This is a genomic window from Thalassomonas sp. M1454, assembly GCF_007097525.1.
Lineage (GTDB): Bacteria > Pseudomonadota > Gammaproteobacteria > Enterobacterales > Alteromonadaceae > Thalassotalea_A.
Genome location: NZ_VKDD01000002.1, coordinates 694,971 through 714,304 on the forward strand (window position 1 = coordinate 694,971; position 19,334 = coordinate 714,304).

General features: G+C 37.8%; 17 protein-coding genes. 7 read left to right on the plus strand and 10 right to left on the minus strand.

All coding sequences use genetic code 11. The features are described 5' to 3' along the window. Positions 1-12: 12 nt before the first annotated feature. From serS to lrp, 6 genes are all read right to left on the minus strand, one after another. Complete coding sequence (serS, locus tag FNN08_RS05110; RefSeq protein ID WP_143583652.1) at positions 13-1,290, minus strand: serine--tRNA ligase; 1,278 nt, start codon at positions 1,288-1,290, stop codon at positions 13-15. A gap of 46 nt (positions 1,291-1,336) precedes the next feature. Beyond that, positions 1,337-1,705: a fluoride efflux transporter CrcB gene (gene crcB, locus FNN08_RS05115; protein ID WP_185962568.1), complete on the minus strand. Its 369-nt coding sequence runs from the start codon at positions 1,703-1,705 to the stop codon at positions 1,337-1,339. 10 nt (positions 1,706-1,715) lie between these two features. Then, positions 1,716-3,101 (minus strand): replication-associated recombination protein A, encoded by a 1,386-nt coding sequence (locus FNN08_RS05120; RefSeq protein WP_143583654.1) that lies wholly within the window; start codon positions 3,099-3,101, stop codon positions 1,716-1,718. Continuing rightward, positions 3,088-3,771 (minus strand): outer membrane lipoprotein chaperone LolA, encoded by a 684-nt coding sequence (gene lolA / locus FNN08_RS05125; protein ID WP_143583655.1) that lies wholly within the window; start codon positions 3,769-3,771, stop codon positions 3,088-3,090. The genes FNN08_RS05120 and lolA overlap by 14 nt, the downstream gene beginning before the upstream one ends. A gap of 14 nt (positions 3,772-3,785) precedes the next feature. After that, the gene (locus FNN08_RS05130) at positions 3,786-6,350 is read right to left on the minus strand and encodes a DNA translocase FtsK 4TM domain-containing protein (RefSeq protein WP_409574595.1); all 2,565 of its coding nucleotides are present in this window, start codon (positions 6,348-6,350) and stop codon (positions 3,786-3,788) included. A gap of 177 nt (positions 6,351-6,527) precedes the next feature. Beyond that, on the minus strand, positions 6,528-6,995 hold the full coding sequence (lrp, locus tag FNN08_RS05135) for a leucine-responsive transcriptional regulator Lrp (RefSeq protein WP_143583657.1): 468 nt from the start codon (positions 6,993-6,995) through the stop codon (positions 6,528-6,530). 162 nt (positions 6,996-7,157) lie between these two features. Between lrp and ald the strand changes: the two genes are divergently transcribed. The 5 genes from ald to infA all read left to right on the plus strand — a co-directional run bounded on the left by ald (position 7,158) and on the right by infA (position 11,251). Continuing rightward, positions 7,158-8,273 (plus strand): alanine dehydrogenase, encoded by a 1,116-nt coding sequence (gene ald / locus FNN08_RS05140; protein WP_143583658.1) that lies wholly within the window; start codon positions 7,158-7,160, stop codon positions 8,271-8,273. Positions 8,274-8,456: 183 nt separating this feature from the next. Next, a complete protein-coding gene (gene trxB, locus FNN08_RS05145; protein WP_143583659.1) occupies positions 8,457-9,407 on the plus strand; it encodes a thioredoxin-disulfide reductase in 951 nt (316 codons plus the stop codon). 25 nt (positions 9,408-9,432) lie between these two features. Further along, positions 9,433-10,146: a leucyl/phenylalanyl-tRNA--protein transferase gene (gene aat, locus FNN08_RS05150; RefSeq protein WP_143583660.1), complete on the plus strand. Its 714-nt coding sequence runs from the start codon at positions 9,433-9,435 to the stop codon at positions 10,144-10,146. Continuing rightward, the gene (locus tag FNN08_RS05155) at positions 10,139-10,849 is read left to right on the plus strand and encodes an arginyltransferase (RefSeq protein WP_143583661.1); all 711 of its coding nucleotides are present in this window, start codon (positions 10,139-10,141) and stop codon (positions 10,847-10,849) included. The genes aat and FNN08_RS05155 overlap by 8 nt, the downstream gene beginning before the upstream one ends. A 183-nt stretch (positions 10,850-11,032) precedes the next feature. Continuing rightward, complete coding sequence (gene infA / locus FNN08_RS05160; RefSeq protein WP_011043571.1) at positions 11,033-11,251, plus strand: translation initiation factor IF-1; 219 nt, start codon at positions 11,033-11,035, stop codon at positions 11,249-11,251. Between the two features lie 98 nt (positions 11,252-11,349). On the opposite strand, the gene FNN08_RS05165 is transcribed toward infA, so the two are convergent. Continuing rightward, positions 11,350-12,531 carry a multidrug effflux MFS transporter gene (locus FNN08_RS05165; RefSeq protein WP_143583662.1) on the minus strand — a complete coding sequence of 394 codons (1,182 nt, stop codon included), beginning with the start codon at positions 12,529-12,531 and terminating at the stop codon, positions 11,350-11,352. Between the two features lie 153 nt (positions 12,532-12,684). On the opposite strand from FNN08_RS05165, the gene rlmF reads away from it, so the two are divergent. Beyond that, complete coding sequence (rlmF, locus tag FNN08_RS05170) at positions 12,685-13,635, plus strand: 23S rRNA (adenine(1618)-N(6))-methyltransferase RlmF (RefSeq protein ID WP_143583663.1); 951 nt, start codon at positions 12,685-12,687, stop codon at positions 13,633-13,635. 66 nt (positions 13,636-13,701) lie between these two features. On the opposite strand, the gene clpA is transcribed toward rlmF, so the two are convergent. Together clpA and clpS are read right to left on the minus strand one after the other, a co-directional pair. Then, positions 13,702-15,966, minus strand: a complete 2,265-nt coding sequence (clpA, locus tag FNN08_RS05175) for an ATP-dependent Clp protease ATP-binding subunit ClpA (RefSeq protein ID WP_143583664.1) — start codon at positions 15,964-15,966, stop codon at positions 13,702-13,704. A 59-nt stretch (positions 15,967-16,025) separates the two neighbouring features. Beyond that, positions 16,026-16,346: an ATP-dependent Clp protease adapter ClpS gene (gene clpS, locus FNN08_RS05180; protein WP_143583665.1), complete on the minus strand. Its 321-nt coding sequence runs from the start codon at positions 16,344-16,346 to the stop codon at positions 16,026-16,028. Positions 16,347-16,591: 245 nt separating this feature from the next. On the opposite strand from clpS, the gene cspD reads away from it, so the two are divergent. Then, positions 16,592-16,804, plus strand: coding sequence for a cold shock domain-containing protein CspD (gene cspD, locus FNN08_RS05185; protein WP_143583666.1), 213 nt, complete (start codon positions 16,592-16,594; stop codon positions 16,802-16,804). Positions 16,805-17,085: 281 nt separating this feature from the next. Here cspD and FNN08_RS05190 read toward each other — a convergent pair whose 3' ends face one another. Further along, on the minus strand, positions 17,086-19,311 hold the full coding sequence (locus FNN08_RS05190; protein ID WP_143583667.1) for an NADP-dependent isocitrate dehydrogenase: 2,226 nt from the start codon (positions 19,309-19,311) through the stop codon (positions 17,086-17,088). Between the last annotated feature and the right edge of the window lie 23 nt (positions 19,312-19,334).

Consider the following 19,334-nt stretch of genomic DNA (forward strand, 5'->3'; position numbering starts at 1 on the left):
AACAATAAGTTATTAACCTATTTGAGTTATGCCCCCCATGTAAGGTTTTAACACTTCTGGGATAGCGATAGTGCCATCAGCTTGTTGATAGTTCTCTAAAATAGCCACTAACGTACGGCCAACGGCTAAGCCTGAACCATTTAGCGTGTGCACTAATTCAGTTTTATTATCGCTGTTTCTGTAGCGAGCTTGCATACGACGTGCTTGGAAATCGCCCATATTTGAACAAGATGAGATCTCACGGTAAGTGCCTTGCGCCGGTAACCACACTTCAATATCGAACGTCTTAGTTGCACTAAAGCCAATATCACCAGTACAAAGATTTACTGTACGGTATGGTAACTCTAAAAGCTCTAACACTTTTTCAGCACACTTAGTTAAGCCTTCAAGTGCTGCAAATGAATCTTCCGGTTTAACAATTTGTACTAATTCAACTTTATCAAATTGATGTTGACGAATTAAGCCGCGAATATCACGACCTGATGAACCAGCTTCACTACGGAAACAAGAAGACAGAGCCGTCATTTTAATTGGCAGTTCAGCTTCATCGATAATTTCATCACGCACTAAGTTAGTCAGTGGTACTTCTGCTGTTGGGATCAATGAGAATTTTTTATTACCTAAATCGGTGTGGAATAAGTCTTCACCAAACTTTGGCAATTGACCTGTACCGAATAATGAATCGTGGTTTACTAATAAAGGCACGTTCATTTCTTGGTAACCATGCTGCTCAGTATGTAAATCAAGCATAAACTGACCAAGAGCACGATTTAAACGAGCAATTTGGCCACGCATCACAACAAAGCGAGTACCAGATAATTTAGCACCACTTTCAAAATCTAAACCTTTATCAAGTGCTGTTGCTAAATCAACGTGATCTTTTACTTCAAAGTCGAATTCTTTTGGCGTACCCCAGCGACGTATTTCAACGTTATCATCTTCAGATAAACCATGCGGAACTGATTCATGAGGTAAGTTAGGAATAGCAGAAACGATAGCATCAATTTTTGCTAATAAAGTTGCTAACTCTTCTTTGGCTAAATCTAACTTAGCACCAAGTTGACCAACTTCAGCAAGTAAAGGCTGAATATCTTCACCACGAGCTTTTGCTTGGCCAATGGATTTTGAGCGTGTATTACGCTGGCTTTGTAGTTCTTGGGTGCGAACCTGCAACTCTTTACGCTCTTCTTCTAAGGCGTTAATTGTGGCTGTATCTAAAGTAAATCCGCGTTTAGCTAATTGAGCTGCAACTGCGTCTAAATCTGATCTAAGTAGTTTTGAATCAAGCATGTTTTGTCACTTGTGGTTTTATACCTAACGGTATTGTAAAAATTAATTATTTATTTGTTACTAAAAACATTCCTAAACCTGCTGCTAATACACACAGCAACACATTTAAAAGAACATTTATTAATGCTTTCATTATTTCTCCATGTTGCAATAACAACAAAGTATCTAACGAAAACGTTGAAAACGTTGTAAAAGCGCCCAAAAAGCCTATACCTATAAGCGTTCGGTATAAAACTACTTCAATTGAGCCCTGTTCGATAAGGCCATATAATACACCCATTATCAATGAGCCGGAAATATTAACGATCAAAGTAGCAAAAGGGAAACCTTTTCCTAAAAAATTGAAAACTATTTGCATTATAAAGAAACGCAAACAAGCTCCACATGCCCCACCAATAGCTATAAACAAGTACATTTGTAAGGTATTAATAGGTTTTTCTCCCAGCCCTGCTATCTAAACTAGCTAAATAATCCATTTTCTCTTTAAGTTTTTTCTCTAAGCCTCTATCGGTTGGCTGATAAAAAGACATGCCATCGATATATTCAGGTAAATAACTTTGACCTGCAGCATAAGCTCCTTCTTCATCATGAGCGTAACGATACTCCTTGCCGTGTCCCATTTCTTGGGTAAGCTTTGATGTCGCATTACGCAGATGAATGGGTACTTCTAAATGGCCAGTATCTTTTGCTAACGCTCGAGCAGCTTTAAACGCAGTATAAACCGCATTTGATTTTGGTGCTAATGCAAGATAAACAGCAGCTTGTGCTATTGCACGCTCACCTTCTGCAGGACCTACTCGATGATAAGTATCCCATGCATTAATCGCCAACTGAATAGCTCTTGGGTCGGCATTACCAATATCTTCACTAGCAATAGCTAATAACCTGCGTCCAACGTAAAGCGGATCGCCTCCACCTTCTAATATTCTTGCGTACCAATACAAAGCTGCATCAGGATTAGAACCACGTACCGATTTATGAAAAGCACTAATTAAATCATAAAAGTGATCGCCACCTTTATCGTACAAAGCTTGTTTTTCACCAGCAACTAAATTAACCACTTCTAGTGTTATATTTACCGTTTGCTCAATTTCTGCGCTGATATCAACACAGTTTTCTAATAAGTTTAATAAACGCCTAGCATCGCCGTTGGCAAGAGCTAATAAAGAATCTTTCGCTTTCGGCTCAATTTCAATGGTAAGAGAGCCATAACCAAGCTCTTTATCATTAAGAGCTCGATGTAGTACTTGCTCTAATTCTTCATCAGAAAACTTCTGCAGTAAATATACCCTAGCTCGAGACAACAAGGCTTGATTTAGTTCAAATGCCGGGTTTTCTGTCGTTGCGCCAATAAAGGTGATCGTACCATCTTCGATAAACGGCAAAAAAGCATCTTGTTGGGATTTATTAAAGCGGTGTACCTCATCAACAAACAATATAGTGCGACGACCTTTGACTTGCTCATTTAACTTGGCTTTATCAATCGCAGCGCGAATTTCTTTAACGCCAGAGGTAACAGCTGAAATACGTTCAAAATCGGCTTCGGCATATTTAGCAATGAGCTCGGCAAGTGTCGTTTTACCAGTACCTGGTGGTCCCCAGAATATTAAGGAGTGACATAAGCCTTGTTCGATAGCGACTTTTAACGGCTTACCTGCACTAAGTAAATGCTGTTGGCCAATATAATCTTCTAGTGTTTGTGGTCTAAGCCTTGCTGCTAATGGGGCAAAAGCAAGAGTTTTAGCGTTACTGTTACCACTAGGCTGTTCATCGTCAAAATCTAGCGTGAATGTTTGATTATCTTTGGTCATCAAAATCTACATTAGCAGGTAAACTAAACTTAAAAATATCAGAGCTCGGTGATGGCTCAGTGATCATATTTGATAATTTAAAGTGGCTTAACTGACCGGTAGCATCGACAATGGTAAACATTGCAAGTTGATTGCCATCAAATACTAAATTTAGACTTTTTACTTGTGCTTCAATATCTAATGACTTAATGCTGTATTCATTCATCGATTGCTGACTTACTTGGTAGTCTTGCCATGTATCTGCAGAAGTGTCACTTAACAATAAAATTGGCGTATTTACTACCGCATTACTTACATTAAACGCTGATACTTGCTCTACAAATGGGTTGTAAAACCACAAGGTCGTGCCATCACTAACAACAAGAGTTTCATCAGGCTCTATAGTTTCCCAATAAATAAGGTTTGGACGTTTAACCACAAGCTTACCGTTTGATGACTGTAAAGCATTGCCTTCTGCATCGATAACGTCTTGCTGAAAATTAGCACTAAACCCATTAAACGTTTCTAACTTAGCTTTAAGGGCGTGTTTAATTTGAGCTTCTTTTTCTGCTCTGAAATTGGCTTGTGCAACCTCTGTTTCTGTTAGGGTTGTTGTCTGTGTATCTTGTGCAAAAGCAGAAGAAATACTTAATGCCAGTACGCTTACTGGCAAAATAAATTTTAAAGCCATGGTGTTTTTCTCACTTAATCTTTTACTGGTGGTGGCGCTAAAACTTCGCGATTACCATTGTGACCTGGACTACTTACTACACCAGATGCTTCCATTTGTTCAATAATACGTGCTGCGCGATTATAACCTATACGGAACTTACGTTGTACACCTGAAATCGACGCCCTTCTTGATTCCGTTACAAATGCTAATGCTTCATCGTATAGCACATCCATTTCTTGGTCTTCAGACTCAGCTACTTCTCCTGGTAATAACGTATCTTCAGTACCTGCCCCAGAGAGAATTTCTTCAATATATCTTGGTTTACCACGTGCCTTCCAATCATTAACTACGGCATGGACTTCATGGTCATCAACAAATGCACCTTGAGCCCGAAGAGGAACACTTGTACCTTGAGGTAAAAATAGCATGTCACCATTACCAAGTAGTTGCTCGGCACCTTGTTGATCAAGAATAGTTCTAGAATCAATTCTTGATTGCACAGTTAACGCCATACGCGTTGGTATATTTGCCTTAATTAAACCTGTGATAACATCAACCGATGGTCTTTGCGTTGCTAAGATCAAGTGAATACCCGCGGCACGTGCTTTTTGTGCGATACGAGCAATTAACTCTTCAACTTTTTTACCAACAATCATGATCATATCGGCAAACTCATCAACCACCACAACTATACTTGGCAAACGCTCTAGCTGCGGCGCACTTTCTAACATGCTATCGCCTGGTTTCCATAAAGGATCAACAATTGGATTACCCTCTGCAATTGCCGCAGATATTTTCTGGTTAAAGCCGGTTAAATTACGAACGCCAAGTGCTGACATTAATTTGTAACGACGTTCCATTTCACCAACACACCAACGCAGTGCGTTAGCGGCATCTTTCATATCGGTAACTACTTCAGAAAGTAAATGTGGAATGCCTTCATATACAGATAATTCCAACATCTTTGGATCTATCATGATAAAGCGAACTTCATCAGGAGTAGACTTATAAAGCATACTCACAATCATCACATTTACTACCACAGACTTACCTGAGCCGGTGGTACCAGCAACTAGTAAGTGCGGCATTTTCGCTAAATCAGCAACGATTGGGTCGCCGGCAATATCTTTACCAAGTACCATAGTTAATGCCGATTTTGAGCTAGTAAACACATCACTCTCGATAACTTCACTAAGCTTAACCATTTCGCGATGTTTATTTGGTATTTCTAAACCTATTACCGACTTACCAGGAATAACCTCAACCACACGTACACTTGCCGCGGATAGTGCACGAGCTAAATCTTTAGATAAGTTAGTAATTTTACTGACTTTGACGCCTGGCGCTAAGTCAATTTCAAAACGAGTAATAACAGGACCTGGGAAAACATCAACAACTTCAGCAATCACGCCGTAGTCTAAAAGTTTGGCTTCAACTAAACGGCTTACTTGGTCTAGTTCTTCTTGTGATATTGGATTTTTAGTTCTGTTAGGTTTGTCCAATAAATCGATTGTTGGCATACCTTTGTAGCGCTCAAACGGACTTTCTTCAACTACCGCAGGTTTAGTGGCCGTTTCAGCATTAGAGCTTTGTTTATCAAAGTTTGCCTGTTCATTAATATCATCATCTGCAACATCAACTTTTTCAACATCAGAAAATACAACATCGAGCTCTTGCTCACTAATGTCGTCATTGATGCTAAATTCGATATCATCGTCAATTAAATCATCAATTGCGACAAAACCATCATCTTCAATTACTGGTTCCGCCTTCGTAACACCTTGTTGGCTGCTCTCATGACGTTCAATACTGCCAAATAACTTTTCGGCTAAATCATCATCACTATCATCGATAGCTACAGCCTCAACCGACTTAGATAATTTATCTGTACTCGTTTTCGCTTTAGTGTGAGATTTTTCATCAACACTATTAACATCTTCGTCAGTTTCGCTCTCTTGTTGTGTTGGTGTTGGCGATGAAGAAAACTTGTCTTTTATAACCGGGATTGAATCTCTCAAGTACAGCGCCGATGTAATGGCTTTTTCACCAATAAAGTCAATCATGGTTAACCATGACACACCGGTAACTAACACAAAGCCAGAACAAGTAAGTAGTAAAAATAATAAGCTACAGCCAGGGAAGTTTAAATAAGGCAATAAAGATAATGATATATAGTCACCAACTACGCCCCCTGCGGAGAATTCATAGACATCATCAAAATTCATACTGGCGATTGATGTTATGCCAATAATAAACATCACGAAACCAATAAACTTTAAGCCAAGGGTAAAGAAATCAACTTCAAGTAAAACATGGATTTTTTGAAACACTAACCAACCAAGGGCTGCAAAAATAAATGGTAAAAAGTAAGCAATACTACCAAAAGCGAAAAAGAAGATATCAGATAAGTAAGCGCCAATAGCCCCTCCTGAATTATTAACGCTAGTATGATACGCAGTTTGCGACCAACCTGGATCGGCAGGGTCGAAGCTTAAAAGAGATATAATCAAATAGATGGAGAAGATACTGGTAAATATAAGCCCAGCTTCGAGTAAACGCTGAGTGCCAGTTAATTTTGTTGATTCAGAAGTAGACAAAGTAGAATCCATAAAAATTGAGATTATTATTAATATTATAAGTAACCAAAATAACAGAAATTAAGCTCGGTTAAAATATCAAAACGTAGTTAATAGTAACTGTATTATCGAATTAAGCATTTAAAGCGGCTTAATTGAGCAAAAACACTGAAATTTGAATTAAAAATGGCCATAAAACTAAATTATTGGCAATTTATTTCCGGTTTTCACCTCTTCCATAACCACATAGGTTCTACTTTCGCTTACCGATGGTAAAGTAAGTAATGTATCGCCGAGTAAGTTTCGATAAGCTTGCATGTCTGAAACCCGAGTTTTCAACAGAAAATCAAAGTTACCAGAAACCAGATGACACTCTTGTATTACACCAACATCCATAACCGCTTTAGAAAATTCTTCAAATACATCGGGCGCAGTCCTTGTAAGAGTTATTTCTACAAAGACGAGTAATGCTGCATCAAGATATTTAGGGTTCAAGTTAGCGCTATATCCCGTTATAACATGGTCTTGCTCTAGTTTCTTCACCCTTTCTAAACACGGTGTTGGACTTAATCCAACACGCTTAGAAAGTTCGACATTCGATATTCGACCATCGTTTTGTAGCTCTTTTAGAATGTTTCTATCGATCCGATCAAAAGTTTTACTCATCACCTTAACCTTTTAGAGTTTTTATCTGCAAATAATTAAAATAGCAATATATCAATCTACTTATTACAAAAATACGATACGTTATTCTGCATATATCTCTATATACTAGCAACATATAAAAACAAAATATTTGCAACAGTTAACACATATAGAGAAAACATTATGATTATTGGCGTACCTAAAGAAATTAAAAACCATGAATACCGCGTTGGAATGGTGCCTGCGAGTGTTCGTGAATTAATTAATCACGGCCACAAAGTATTGGTAGAAACTAATGCAGCAAACGGCATTGGCTTTACCGATGAAGATTATATTGCTGCTGGTGCAGAAGTTTTAGCAAGTGCTAGTGATGTTTTTGCGCAAGCTGAAATGATTGTAAAAGTTAAAGAGCCACAAGCAGTTGAACGTGCAATGCTTCGTGAAGGTCAGATCCTATTTACTTATCTACATTTAGCCCCTGATTTAGCTCAAACAGAAGATTTAATTAAATCGAAAGCTATTTGTATTGCCTATGAAACAGTAACTGATAGTAATGGCGGTTTACCACTATTAGCGCCAATGTCAGAAGTAGCGGGACGCATGTCGATTCAAGCAGGTGCACAGGCTCTTGAAAAATCAAATGCTGGTCGTGGTATGTTACTTGGCGGCGTACCTGGTGTTGAACCTGCTAAAGTAGTTATCATTGGCGGTGGTATGGTTGGTAACAATGCCGCTCAAATGGCTATCGGTATGGGCGCTGAAGTAGTTATTTTAGATCGTAACATTAACGTACTACGTCGTTTAGACGCGCAATTTGGCAATAAAGTTAAAGCCATTTACTCAACAGCAGATGCACTTGAAAAACATGTACTTGAAGCTGACCTTGTTATTGGTGGTGTATTAATTCCAGGTGCAGCCGCACCTAAATTAGTTACCGCTGAGCATATTAAAAATATGAAGCCTGGTTCTGCAATTGTTGATGTAGCAATTGACCAAGGTGGTTGTATTGCCACTTCACGCGCGACAACACATGCAGAGCCAACATTTATTGTTGATGATGTTGTTCACTACTGTGTTGCGAATATGCCAGGTGCTGTGCCACGTACCTCTACATTTGCTCTAAATAACGCAACCTTACCTTTCATTATTAATTTAGCAAATAAAGGTTATAAACAAGCATTACTTTCTGATCAACATTTCTTAAATGGCTTAAATGTGATCAACGGTAAAGTAACCGTACGTGATGTTGCACAAAACCTTGGCTTTGATTACGTTGAACCAAGAGTAGCGTTAGGCTAAAAAGTTAAGCCTAAATAAAGCTTAAAGTACTACTTAGTTTACAAAAACAGAGTTTTTATAAAACGCAGCTAAAAATAGCTGCGTTTTTTTGTTGTTGTCCTTGTTTTTTTTACATAGAATCCCAATCAATATTAAAACAAATTTAAAGCGCTATCGCGTTTCATCAAACACTTGGAGTTTTTCATGAGTGATGTAAGACATTGCCCTCTTCTTATCCTTGGCTCAGGACCTGCTGGTTATACAGCTGCTGTTTACGCCGCACGAGCTAACTTAAAGCCAGTTATGATCACTGGTATGCAACAAGGTGGTCAATTAACTACCACTACTGAAGTTGAAAACTGGCCAGGTGATGCAGATGACCTTACTGGCCCTGCATTAATGGATCGTATGCAAAAACATGCTGAAAAGTTTGAAACTGAAATCATCTTTGATCATATTGACGAAGTTGATTTTTCAACAAAACCTTATCGTTTAAAAGGTAGCTCAGGTGAATATACTTGTGACGCTTTAATCATTTGTACTGGTGCATCGGCTCAATACCTAGGTTTAGAATCTGAAACCGCATTTATGGGTAAAGGTATTTCTGCTTGTGCCACTTGTGATGGATTCTTCTACCGTAACCAGAAAGTTGCTGTAGTTGGTGGTGGTAACACCGCTGTTGAAGAGGCACTTTACTTAGCTAATATTGCTTCAGAAGTTCACTTAATTCACCGTCGTGACACATTCCGTAGTGAAAAAATATTAACTAAACGCTTAATGGACAAAGTTGAAAACGGCAATATCGTTTTACATACCGACCGTACCTTAGATGAAGTGTTAGGTGATAACATGGGTGTTACAGGTTTACGCTTAAAAGATACTAATTCAGATAAAACCGAAGAAATCGATGTAACCGGTTGTTTTATTGCTATTGGCCATAAACCTAATACTGATATTTTCGCTGGTCAGTTAGATATGAAAGATGGTTACTTAACCATTAATAGTGGTACTGAAGGTGGTGCAACACAAACTAGTGTTGAAGGTGTTTTTGCTGCAGGTGATGTTGCCGATCATATTTATCGTCAAGCAATTACTTCTGCTGGTGCTGGCTGTATGGCTGCTCTTGATGCAGAGCGCTATTTAGACGCACTTTAAACTAATCGTTAGCTAATACGTTTATATGAAACAGATCCTTAATTTGCTCGCAGATGAGGATCTGTCCTTCCCCAACCCACATACTGCTTTAACCGAGCCTAATGGTCTATTAGCTGTTGGCGGCGACTTAAAAATTCAACGTTTAATCAATGCTTATACACAAGGCATATTCCCTTGGTTTTCAGAAGATGATCCCTATCTGTGGTGGTCTCCTGATCCGCGAGCAATCATCAACGTTGATGAAATTAAAATAAATCGCACGTTAAAAAAGTTTTTAAAAAAATCTCCTTATACTGTCAGTGTTAATAAAGCATTTTCACAAGTGATTGCTTTGTGTGCAGATGCTCCGTTTCGAAATGACGACACTTGGATTTTAGATGACATGCTTATTGCCTATAATGAGTTACATCAGGCGGGTTTTGCCCATTCAATTGAAGTCTGGGAAAATAATCAATTAGTTGGTGGCTTATATGGGGTAGCAATCAATGGCTTATTCAGTGGTGAATCGATGTTTTATCTTAAAGATAACGCATCTAAAGTTGCCTTAGTTGCCTTGTGTGATTTACTCAAGCAACAAGGGATAAGTTTTATCGATTGCCAATTACAAAACCCATTTTTACAAGCTATGGGCGCTATAGAGATCCCTCGCTCAGTGTTTTTAAATCGTAAGGAAACTGAGTTAGCAATCCAAATTCCACCACAGTTTTGGCAAGCAAGGATGTTATCCAATAATGAATGATGAAAATTTGTATTTTAAATTCGGCCTCACTAAAGCATTCGATTGTAATTATTTGGCCAAGCAGAAAGAGCGTTTAATTGTTATCACCAATAGTGAGCTTTTAAATGATGAAAACTATCAACGACTGCTTGCTTCTGGGTTTAGGCGTAGTGGCGATCAAGTATATAAACCGCACTGTGAATTTTGCAACGCCTGTGAATCCATCAGGATCCCAGTGCAAGAGTTTAAACCTTCAAGAAGCCAAAAAAGAATTATTGCCAACAACAAAGACTTAGCAATTGCACTTAGTAATGAGGCAAAACCCGAATACTTTGATTTATACAAGCGTTATATCGACACTGTACATCAAGACGGTAGTATGTATCCTGCAAACAAAGAGCAATACCAAGGGTTTATCTTTAGCAGTAAGATTTCGCAGTTGTTTATAGAAGTTTATTTAGAGGACACTTTAGTCTCTGTTGCCGTTTGTGACAGTTTGCCCAATGCCCTATCCGCTTTATATACATTTTACGACCCGACACTAGCTAAGCGCTCTTTGGGTAAATTTTCGATTATTAAACAGATAGAAATAAGCCAGCTGTTAAATAAAGATACTTTGTATTTGGGTTATCAAATTGATGAATGCGATAAAATGAACTACAAAAAACAATATAAACCACACCAAAGACTAAAAAATGATTTGTGGGTAACGACAAATAAATAACATTTCAAGCGTAATTCTCTTTACAAATAGCTTATATTTCGGCATTATCTCGGCAGAATTTTATAAAATATCAATTTGTTTATTACAAGATTGTATTTTTTAATATAACTTTTTAAAGCTATGTTAATAAATTCAATGAGTTAAACAAGTTGTTATCACACTTATTTAGAGGTTTAACGCCCAATGGCGAAAGAAGAAAATATTGAAATGCAAGGTACAGTATTAGATACATTACCTAATACTATGTTTCGTGTTGAATTAGAAAACGGACACGTTGTAACAGCACACATCTCTGGCAAAATGCGTAAAAACTACATTCGTATTTTAACAGGTGACAAAGTAACTGTTGAATTAACACCTTACGACTTATCTAAAGGTCGCATTATTTTCCGTGCTCGATAAGATAAAGATTAAGATGATCGGGTAACAATACCCTTTTATTTGATAAGAATTAAAAAACCTCGCATAGCGAGGTTTTTTTATAGCTGCTAAAAAAAATATTAATGCTCTTTCACCAATATTGATTGTTTAAAGTCTTTATTTTGCCAAAGAACAAAAAATGGAATTACCGCAAGCATTAAAATACTGATCTGTAGAACTTCGCTTATTGGTACTAACTGTATTAAGCCAACAATGGCCGCTGAGCCACTCATTTGCATAAAGCCTAATAAAGCTGACGCTGTCCCTGCTCTTTTAGCAAAAGGCTCCAATGCTTGACCTGCACATGTCCCCATTAATAATGAAAACCCTATTGAACTGAATATTATTGGCAACATAAAGTTTATAGCCGTTGCCTGATACTGTAATGCTAGCATTAAAATTCCAGCAAAGATTAATATCAATAAACCACTTGTGATCAAAATGTTGGCTCCAAGACGCTCTAATAATTTTGGCGCAACTATACAAGCAGTGATATTAAACACCGCATTTAAACTAAACCAAAAGATGAACTCCTCTGTGCTTAGCCCCAACTTAACCATGAGCCAACTAGGAGAGCTGGTAACGTACGCGATAATAACCGCCATAGATAACATTATTAAAGCAGAGTGATAGATAAACTGAGGTGTGCGCAGAATACTTAAATAAATTTTAAACGGGATCTTTGTAACTGCAACACTACTATCACCAGCATGGCTTTCTTTTAAAAAGCTAAGAATTAACAAACCTGCCAATACGCCGTAGATTGCCATAAACTGAAAGTTACTGTGCCAACCAAATTGATGAGTTAACCAACCGCCAAGTATTGGTGCAAGCGCGGGTATACAACATATAACACCATTTAAATAGCTATACATGGCACCGCTTTCAATCGCATTGTACTTATCACGAACAATAGCAAAAGCTGAAACAACAATAGCACACGTGCCAAAGCCTTGAATAAAGCGAGAGCTAAGGTGAGAAATAATATCATTAGCATAAACACAAGCCATAGAGGCTAAGATATACAACACTATACCCACAAGTGCTATTGGCTTACGCCCAAATCTATCTGTTAAAGGGCCGGTAAATAATTGACCTAAGCCCATACTAAACATAAATACCGTAATGCTGAGCTGCATATCGACAAGGGATACACTAAGATCTTTAGCCATGATAGGTAAAGCAGGAAGAAATATATCAATCGCTAAAGGGCTAAATACAACCATTAGCATCAACATAGGTAACATTTGTTTTTTTGTCATGAAAATTCTATTAAAGAGTCGATGAGATAATTATACCTGTTATATCAATTTGAAATAGAATAATTTTGTAAAATAACAATCTACTGGTTAATAACGTATAATGCGCTTTGTTAAACAGCTCCCCTTATATTAACTATAGCCTAGGCGATCCCTTTGAATAAAAACCACAAGAAGCAACCAATAACTAAACAGTTGCATCAAAGAAACTTACATAACAAAGGTTATGATTTTGCTAAGCTAATTAAAAGCTTTCCAAAACTTGCAAAGTTCACTAAGGCGAATGCTTATGGCAATACTTCTATAGATTATTCAAAGCCTGAAGCGGTTAAGACACTCAATGCTGCCTTGTTATATACATACTATGACATTAGTAACTGGTCTCTACCTGAAGGAGCTTTATGCCCTCCTATCCCTGGCCGTGTTGACTATATTCATTATATTGCTGATTTAGTGAAGGCAAAGAATAAGACGATCCGATTATTGGATATAGGTACAGGTGCAAGCGGTATTTACCCAATATTAGCTTGCCAGATTTATAACTGGGACTGTGTTGCTAGTGATATTAACTTAGATTCAATTGAAAACGTGCAATCGATAATCAGCGCTAATCCAAACATGAAAGGCAGCTTAACATTAAAGCATCAGTTAGACCAAAATAAGATATTTACTGGCATTATTAGCAAAGATGAGATTTTTGATGTTAGTGTTTGTAACCCTCCGTTTCATGCCTCATTAAATGATGCAATGAAAGGTAGTATGCGTAAAGTAAATAATTTGGCGCGCAGCCGCGGTGAAAAAGTTAATATTAGTGATAACGCAAAAACCACACTCAACTTTGGCGGACAAGGGGCTGAGCTATGGTGCAAAGGTGGTGAACAACTGTTTCTTAAGAAAATGATCAATGAAAGTAAGTTATTTGCAACGCAATGCCGTTGGTTTACTAGCTTAGTATCTAAAATTGAAAATATAAAACCGGCAAAAAAACAGTTACTAAAACTTGGCGCGATAGATGTTAAAGAAATTGAGATGCAACAAGGGAATAAAACCACTCGCATACTGGCTTGGACATTTATAAGTAATCAATTATACCAATCACATAATTAATGGAAATGGTATAAAAAAGGCTTCAAAGCATGAGCTAGAAGCCTTTAAAAGAGATAACTTTAGATATTATTGAGACACTAGCTCAGCTTTCTTTTCGTAAGATAATACCAAACAATCTTTTTTGTTATTAGCATCAACTTTAGCAACACCACCTTGCATTAGCTCACCAAATAATAGCTCATTAGCTAATGGTTTTTTCAGTTGCTCTTGAATTAGCCTTGCCATTGGACGAGCGCCCATAGCTTTATCATAACCATGTTTAGCTAACCATTTTCTTGCTTTAGTAGAAACCTCAAGCGAAACACCTTTAGTGTCAAGTTGTGCTTGAAGTTCAACAATAAACTTATCCACGACTTGCTCAATAATTTGACTACCTAAACTATTAAACCAAACAATTGAATCTAAGCGATTTCTAAATTCAGGTGAGAATGTACGATTAATTTCACTCATTGCATCATGGCTATGGTCTTGTTGTTGGAAACCAATTGATTTGCGCGTAGTCTCGTGCACACCGGCGTTAGTGGTAAGTACTAAGATAACGTTCCTAAAATCAGCCTTTCTGCCGTTATTATCAGTAAGTGTGCCGTGATCCATTACTTGTAATAAAATATTGAATATATCGCTATGCGCTTTTTCAATCTCATCAAGCAATACTACTGAGTGCGGATGTTTAATTACAGCATCGGTAAGTAATCCACCTTGTTCATATCCAACATAACCAGGAGGTGCACCAATTAAACGGCTTACCGCATGTTTTTCCATGTATTCGGACATATCAAATCGCTGTAACTCAACACCTAACTGCTTGGCTAGTTGTTGCGTTACCTCGGTTTTACCAACACCTGTAGGACCTGAGAATAAGAATGAACCAATTGGTTTTTCTTCATGGCCAAGGCCAGCTCGACTAAGTCTGATTGTAGCGGTTAAGCTGTCAATCGCTTGGTCTTGTCCAAAGACAACCATTTTAAGGTTACGATCGATATTCATTAGGCTGTCTTTTTCAGTAGACGATACTGATTTTTCAGGAATACGTGCGATATTAGCCACAACGGTTTCAATTTCACCAATATTAATCACTTTCTTGCGCTTAGATGGTGCTACTAATTGCTGCTTAGCTCCGGCTTCATCGATAACATCAATGGCTTTGTCGGGTAAAAATCTATCATTAATGTATTTAGCTGACAGCTCTGCGGCTGCATGCAAAGCTTTATTTGTGTATTTAACATTGTGATGAGTTTCGTAACGCTCTTTAAGGCCATGTAAGATCTTAGTCGTTTCATCAATACTAGGCTCTTGTACATCAATCTTTTGGAAACGGCGAGCAAGAGCACGGTCTTTTTCAAAAATAGTTTTAAACTCTTGAAACGTGGTTGACCCCATACAGCGCAGCTTACCTGATGAAAGCAGAGGTTTTATTAGGTTTGACGCATCCATCATGCCACCAGATGCAGCACCTGCGCCAATAATAGTATGGATCTCATCAATAAATAAGATAGCGTGTTGATCTTTTTCTAACTCTTTTAATAGACTCTTGAATCGTTTTTCAAAATCGCCTCGATACTTTGTGCCAGCAAGTAAAGCGCCAAGATCTAATGAGTAAATAGTCGCATCAGCTAAAACTTCAGGTGCTTTCTTCTCAACGATTAGTTTCGCTAGCCCTTCTGCAAGTGCGGTTTTACCAACACCAGCTTCACCAACAAATAAAGGGTTATTTTTACGACGACGACTCAGTACTTGTATAGCACGGTTAAGTTCAAGTGTTCGACCTATCATAGGGTCAATTTCACCTTTTTGCGCTAAAGCATTTAAGTTATCAGCGTAAGTATCAAGGCTAGTTTGGGCTTCAGCTACTTCGGGCGCTTCTTCCAAACTAGGTGCGTCATCACTACCCGCTGGAGATTTTGAGATCCCGTGCGAAATAAAGTTAACAATATCTAAGCGAGTAATATCTGATTTTTTAAGAAGATAAGCGGCTTGTGATTCTTGTTCACTGAAAATAGCAACTAACACATTGGCGCCATTAACCTCTGTTTTGCCAGAAGATTGCACATGAAATACAGCGCGTTGTAAAACTCGTTGGAAACCTAAGGTTGGCTGAGTTTCTTTATCAGCATCTTCAGATGGGATCATCGGCGTGGTCTCACCAATAAAGTTTAATAATTCAATTTTTAGTTTAGATAAGTCACCGCCACATGCATTTATAGCATCAAGCGCTTCTGGGTTTTCAAGCAGTGCGAGTAATAAGTGCTCAACCGTCATAAATTCATGGCGAGAGTCTTTAGCTTGACGGAAAGCTAAATTTAAGGAAATTTCTAAATCTTTATTTAACATAAACACTCCTGGAGATTAAAACTGCTTTGATTAAAAAATTAACCATTACCTCGAACTTTTTATACTTGTTCCATAGTACACATTAAAGGATGTTGATTCTCTTGAGCAAAACGAATTACCTGATCAACTTTTGTTTCAGCGACATCAGCGGTATAAACTCCGCAACTCGCCTTTCCTTTATAATGTATTGTTAGCATAGTTTCTGTTGCATTATCACTATCCATATGAAAAATATTGCATAAAACTTCAATTACAAAGTCCATTGGCGTGTAATCGTCGTTTAAAAGTACAACTTTATACATTGAAGGCCGTTTTATTTTGGCCCTAGCATCCTGCTCAACTTGATTTTCACTATCAATCACGTCTTTTATATTACCCATACTTAAAATATAGCCTCATTTTTGCTTGGAGAGAAAACTTTTTTGTAATTTTTTTGTAAAAAAAACCAACGATTTAACTTGACTATTCAGAGAAATTATCTAAATTTTAAAAGTGATTAAAATTTAATCACAGATGTGACTCTATTTTATCAAAATTAGCGTCACATAAGAATAAAGAAGTTAATTCTTTAGTAAAAGTAACAATAATAAGTATAAATACCGATTCAAAAGAAGGATTTAGAAGTATGGCAAACGGTACAGTAAAATGGTTTAACAATGCGAAGGGCTTCGGTTTTATCCGTCCAGAAGACGGTGGTGATGATATTTTCGCTCACTACTCAACAATTCAGATGGAAGGTTATCGCACATTAAAAGCCGGTCAAGCGGTTGATTATGAATTAAACGACGGACCTAAAGGTCAAAATGCTGCAAGTATAAAACCTACAGATATTGAATAATACTCGGTATTATTTGGGTGTAACAAAATAACTGTTTATTTTGTTACACTGATCTGCCCTTCACTCTCTACAAAATTTTTCAAAGCTTAACTCTCTTAATATTTCTAAACCAGTTCTCTTATATAAGTGTTCTATTTTTGCATGTTAACCATTAAAAATAATCCCTTGGTTATAGGGATTTGTATAAAGCCAAACACAATTAACAAATCAATTATTTTGCCAATAAAAAAGCCACATGCATAAGCATGTGGCTTTTACATAAATGTTTTAACTAATTAAAATTAAGCAGATAACGCTGCTAAAATTGTATTTAGTGTTGCACTTGGACGCATTGCTTTACCAGCTAATTCATCTGAAGGTTGGTAGTAACCACCAATTTCATTAGCAACGCCTTGCGCTGAGTTTAACTCATCAACGATTTTAGCTTCGTTTTCTGTTAAACCTGCTGCGATTTCAGTAAATTTAGCTTTTAACTCAGCATCAGTTGTTTGTGCAGCTAATTCTTGAGCCCAGTAAAGCGCTAAATAGAAATGAGAGCCACGGTTATCAATTTGACCTACACGACGAGCTGGAGATTTATTCTCTGCTAAGAATGTCGCTGTAGCGGCATCTAGTGTATCAGCAAGTACTTGAGCTTTAGGGTTATTTGCAAAACCGCTTAAGTGTTCAAGTGAAGCCGCTAACGCTAAGAACTCACCTAAAGAATCCCAACGTAAGTAGTTTTCTTTTTCAAACTGTTGTACGTGCTTAGGAGCTGAACCACCTGCACCAGTCTCAAATAAACCACCGCCGTTCATTAAAGGAACAACTGAAAGCATTTTAGCTGAAGTACCAAGTTCTAAAATTGGGAATAAATCAGTTAGGTAATCACGTAATACGTTACCTGTTACTGAAATAGTGTCCTTACCTTCTTTAATACGCTCTAATGAGAAACGAGTCGCTTCAACCATAGGCATGATATGGATTTCTAAACCGTCAGTATCATGGTTTGGTAAGTAAGCTTCAACTTTCTTAATAATTTGAGAGTCATGTGCACGGTTTGGATCTAACCAGAATACTGCTGGGCTACCTGTTGCGCGAGCACGGTTAACAGCTAATTTAACCCAATCTTGGATTGGTGCATCTTTAACTTGACACATTCTCCAGATATCGCCAGTTTCTACTTCGTGCTCCATTAGTACTGAACCTGACGCGTCAACTACGCGCACAGTACCGTTTGCTGCGATTTCAAACGTTTTGTCGTGTGAACCGTATTCTTCAGCTTTTTGCGCCATAAGACCAACGTTTGGCACACTACCCATAGTTTTAGGGTCAAATGCACCATGTTTCTTACAGAAATCAATTGTTTCTTGGTAAACACCGGCGTAACAACGATCTGGAATTACTGCAACAGTATCTTGTAATGCGTCGTTTTTATTCCACATTTGACCAGAAGAGCGGATCATTGCAGGCATAGAAGCATCGATAATAACGTCTGAAGGTACGTGTAAGTTAGTAATACCTTTATCAGAGTTAACCATAGCTAGGTCTGGGCTGTTTGCGTAAACATCGGCGAATGCAGCATTGATTTCTGCTTGCTTGTCTGCAGGAAGGTTAGCGATTTTAGCGTAAACATCACCAATACCGTTTTTAGTATCAACACCAAGCTCTTCAAATAAATCAGCATATTTAGCAAATACATCAGCGTAGAATACTTGTACACAGTGACCAAAGATAATTGGGTCAGAAACCTTCATCATGGTTGCTTTCATGTGTAATGAGAATAAAATCCCCTGCTCTTTAGCACAAGCAATTTGCTCTGCTAAGAAAGTACGTAGCTTGCTTACTGATAAACGAGAAGAATCGATTACTTCACCATCTAAAAGAGCTAAACCTTGTTTAAGAACAGTTACGTTACCAGCTGCGTCTGTGTGCTCGATATTAACAGTAGTTGCTTTATCAATAGTTACTGATTGCTCGCTACCGTAGAAATCGCCTTCAGTCATGCTTGCAACATGAGATTTAGAATCGCTTGACCAAACGCCCATTGAATGAGGATTGTTACGTGCGTATTGCTTAACAGAACCAGGAGCGCGACGATCAGAGTTACCTTCACGTAATACTGGGTTAACAGCACTACCTAATACTTTTGCGTATAGTGCTTTAATTTTTGCTTCTTCTTCTGTTTTTGCTTCTTCAGGAAAGTCAGGTAAAGCATAACCGTGTGCTTGTAATTCTTTAATACATGCTTGTAATTGCGGAATAGAAGCACTTACATTTGGTAGCTTAATAATGTTAGCTTCTGGAGTTTTAGCTAAATCGCCAAGTTCACTTAACGCATCAGAAATACGTTGTTCTGCAGGCAAATACTCAGATAAGTTAGCGATAATACGACCAGCAAGGGAAATATCTTTTTTCTCAATGTCGATATTTGCTGGCGCTGTGAATGCTTGCACGATTGGTAAAAAAGAATGGGTAGCTAAAGCTGGTGCTTCATCTGTTATTGTATAGATAATTTTAGATGTCATATCAAATCCTGTTTCTGCATATT

Bases quoted from the DNA above. Each gene is read 5' to 3' on its own strand.
- serS (WP_143583652.1), bottom strand. From the start codon at position 1,290: ATGCTTGATTCAAAACTACTTAGATCAGATTTAGACGCAGTTGCAGCT.
- crcB (WP_185962568.1), bottom strand. From the start codon at position 1,705: ATGTACTTGTTTATAGCTATTGGTGGGGCATGTGGAGCTTGTTTGCGT.
- FNN08_RS05120 (WP_143583654.1), bottom strand. From the start codon at position 3,101: ATGACCAAAGATAATCAAACATTCACGCTAGATTTTGACGATGAACAG.
- lolA (WP_143583655.1), bottom strand. From the start codon at position 3,771: ATGGCTTTAAAATTTATTTTGCCAGTAAGCGTACTGGCATTAAGTATT.
- lrp (WP_143583657.1), bottom strand. From the start codon at position 6,995: ATGAGTAAAACTTTTGATCGGATCGATAGAAACATTCTAAAAGAGCTA.
- ald (WP_143583658.1), top strand. From the start codon at position 7,158: ATGATTATTGGCGTACCTAAAGAAATTAAAAACCATGAATACCGCGTT.
- trxB (WP_143583659.1), top strand. From the start codon at position 8,457: ATGAGTGATGTAAGACATTGCCCTCTTCTTATCCTTGGCTCAGGACCT.
- aat (WP_143583660.1), top strand. From the start codon at position 9,433: ATGAAACAGATCCTTAATTTGCTCGCAGATGAGGATCTGTCCTTCCCC.
- FNN08_RS05155 (WP_143583661.1), top strand. From the start codon at position 10,139: ATGAATGATGAAAATTTGTATTTTAAATTCGGCCTCACTAAAGCATTC.
- infA (WP_011043571.1), top strand. From the start codon at position 11,033: ATGGCGAAAGAAGAAAATATTGAAATGCAAGGTACAGTATTAGATACA.
- FNN08_RS05165 (WP_143583662.1), bottom strand. From the start codon at position 12,531: ATGACAAAAAAACAAATGTTACCTATGTTGATGCTAATGGTTGTATTT.
- clpA (WP_143583664.1), bottom strand. From the start codon at position 15,966: ATGTTAAATAAAGATTTAGAAATTTCCTTAAATTTAGCTTTCCGTCAA.
- clpS (WP_143583665.1), bottom strand. From the start codon at position 16,346: ATGGGTAATATAAAAGACGTGATTGATAGTGAAAATCAAGTTGAGCAG.
- cspD (WP_143583666.1), top strand. From the start codon at position 16,592: ATGGCAAACGGTACAGTAAAATGGTTTAACAATGCGAAGGGCTTCGGT.
- FNN08_RS05190 (WP_143583667.1), bottom strand. From the start codon at position 19,311: ATGACATCTAAAATTATCTATACAATAACAGATGAAGCACCAGCTTTA.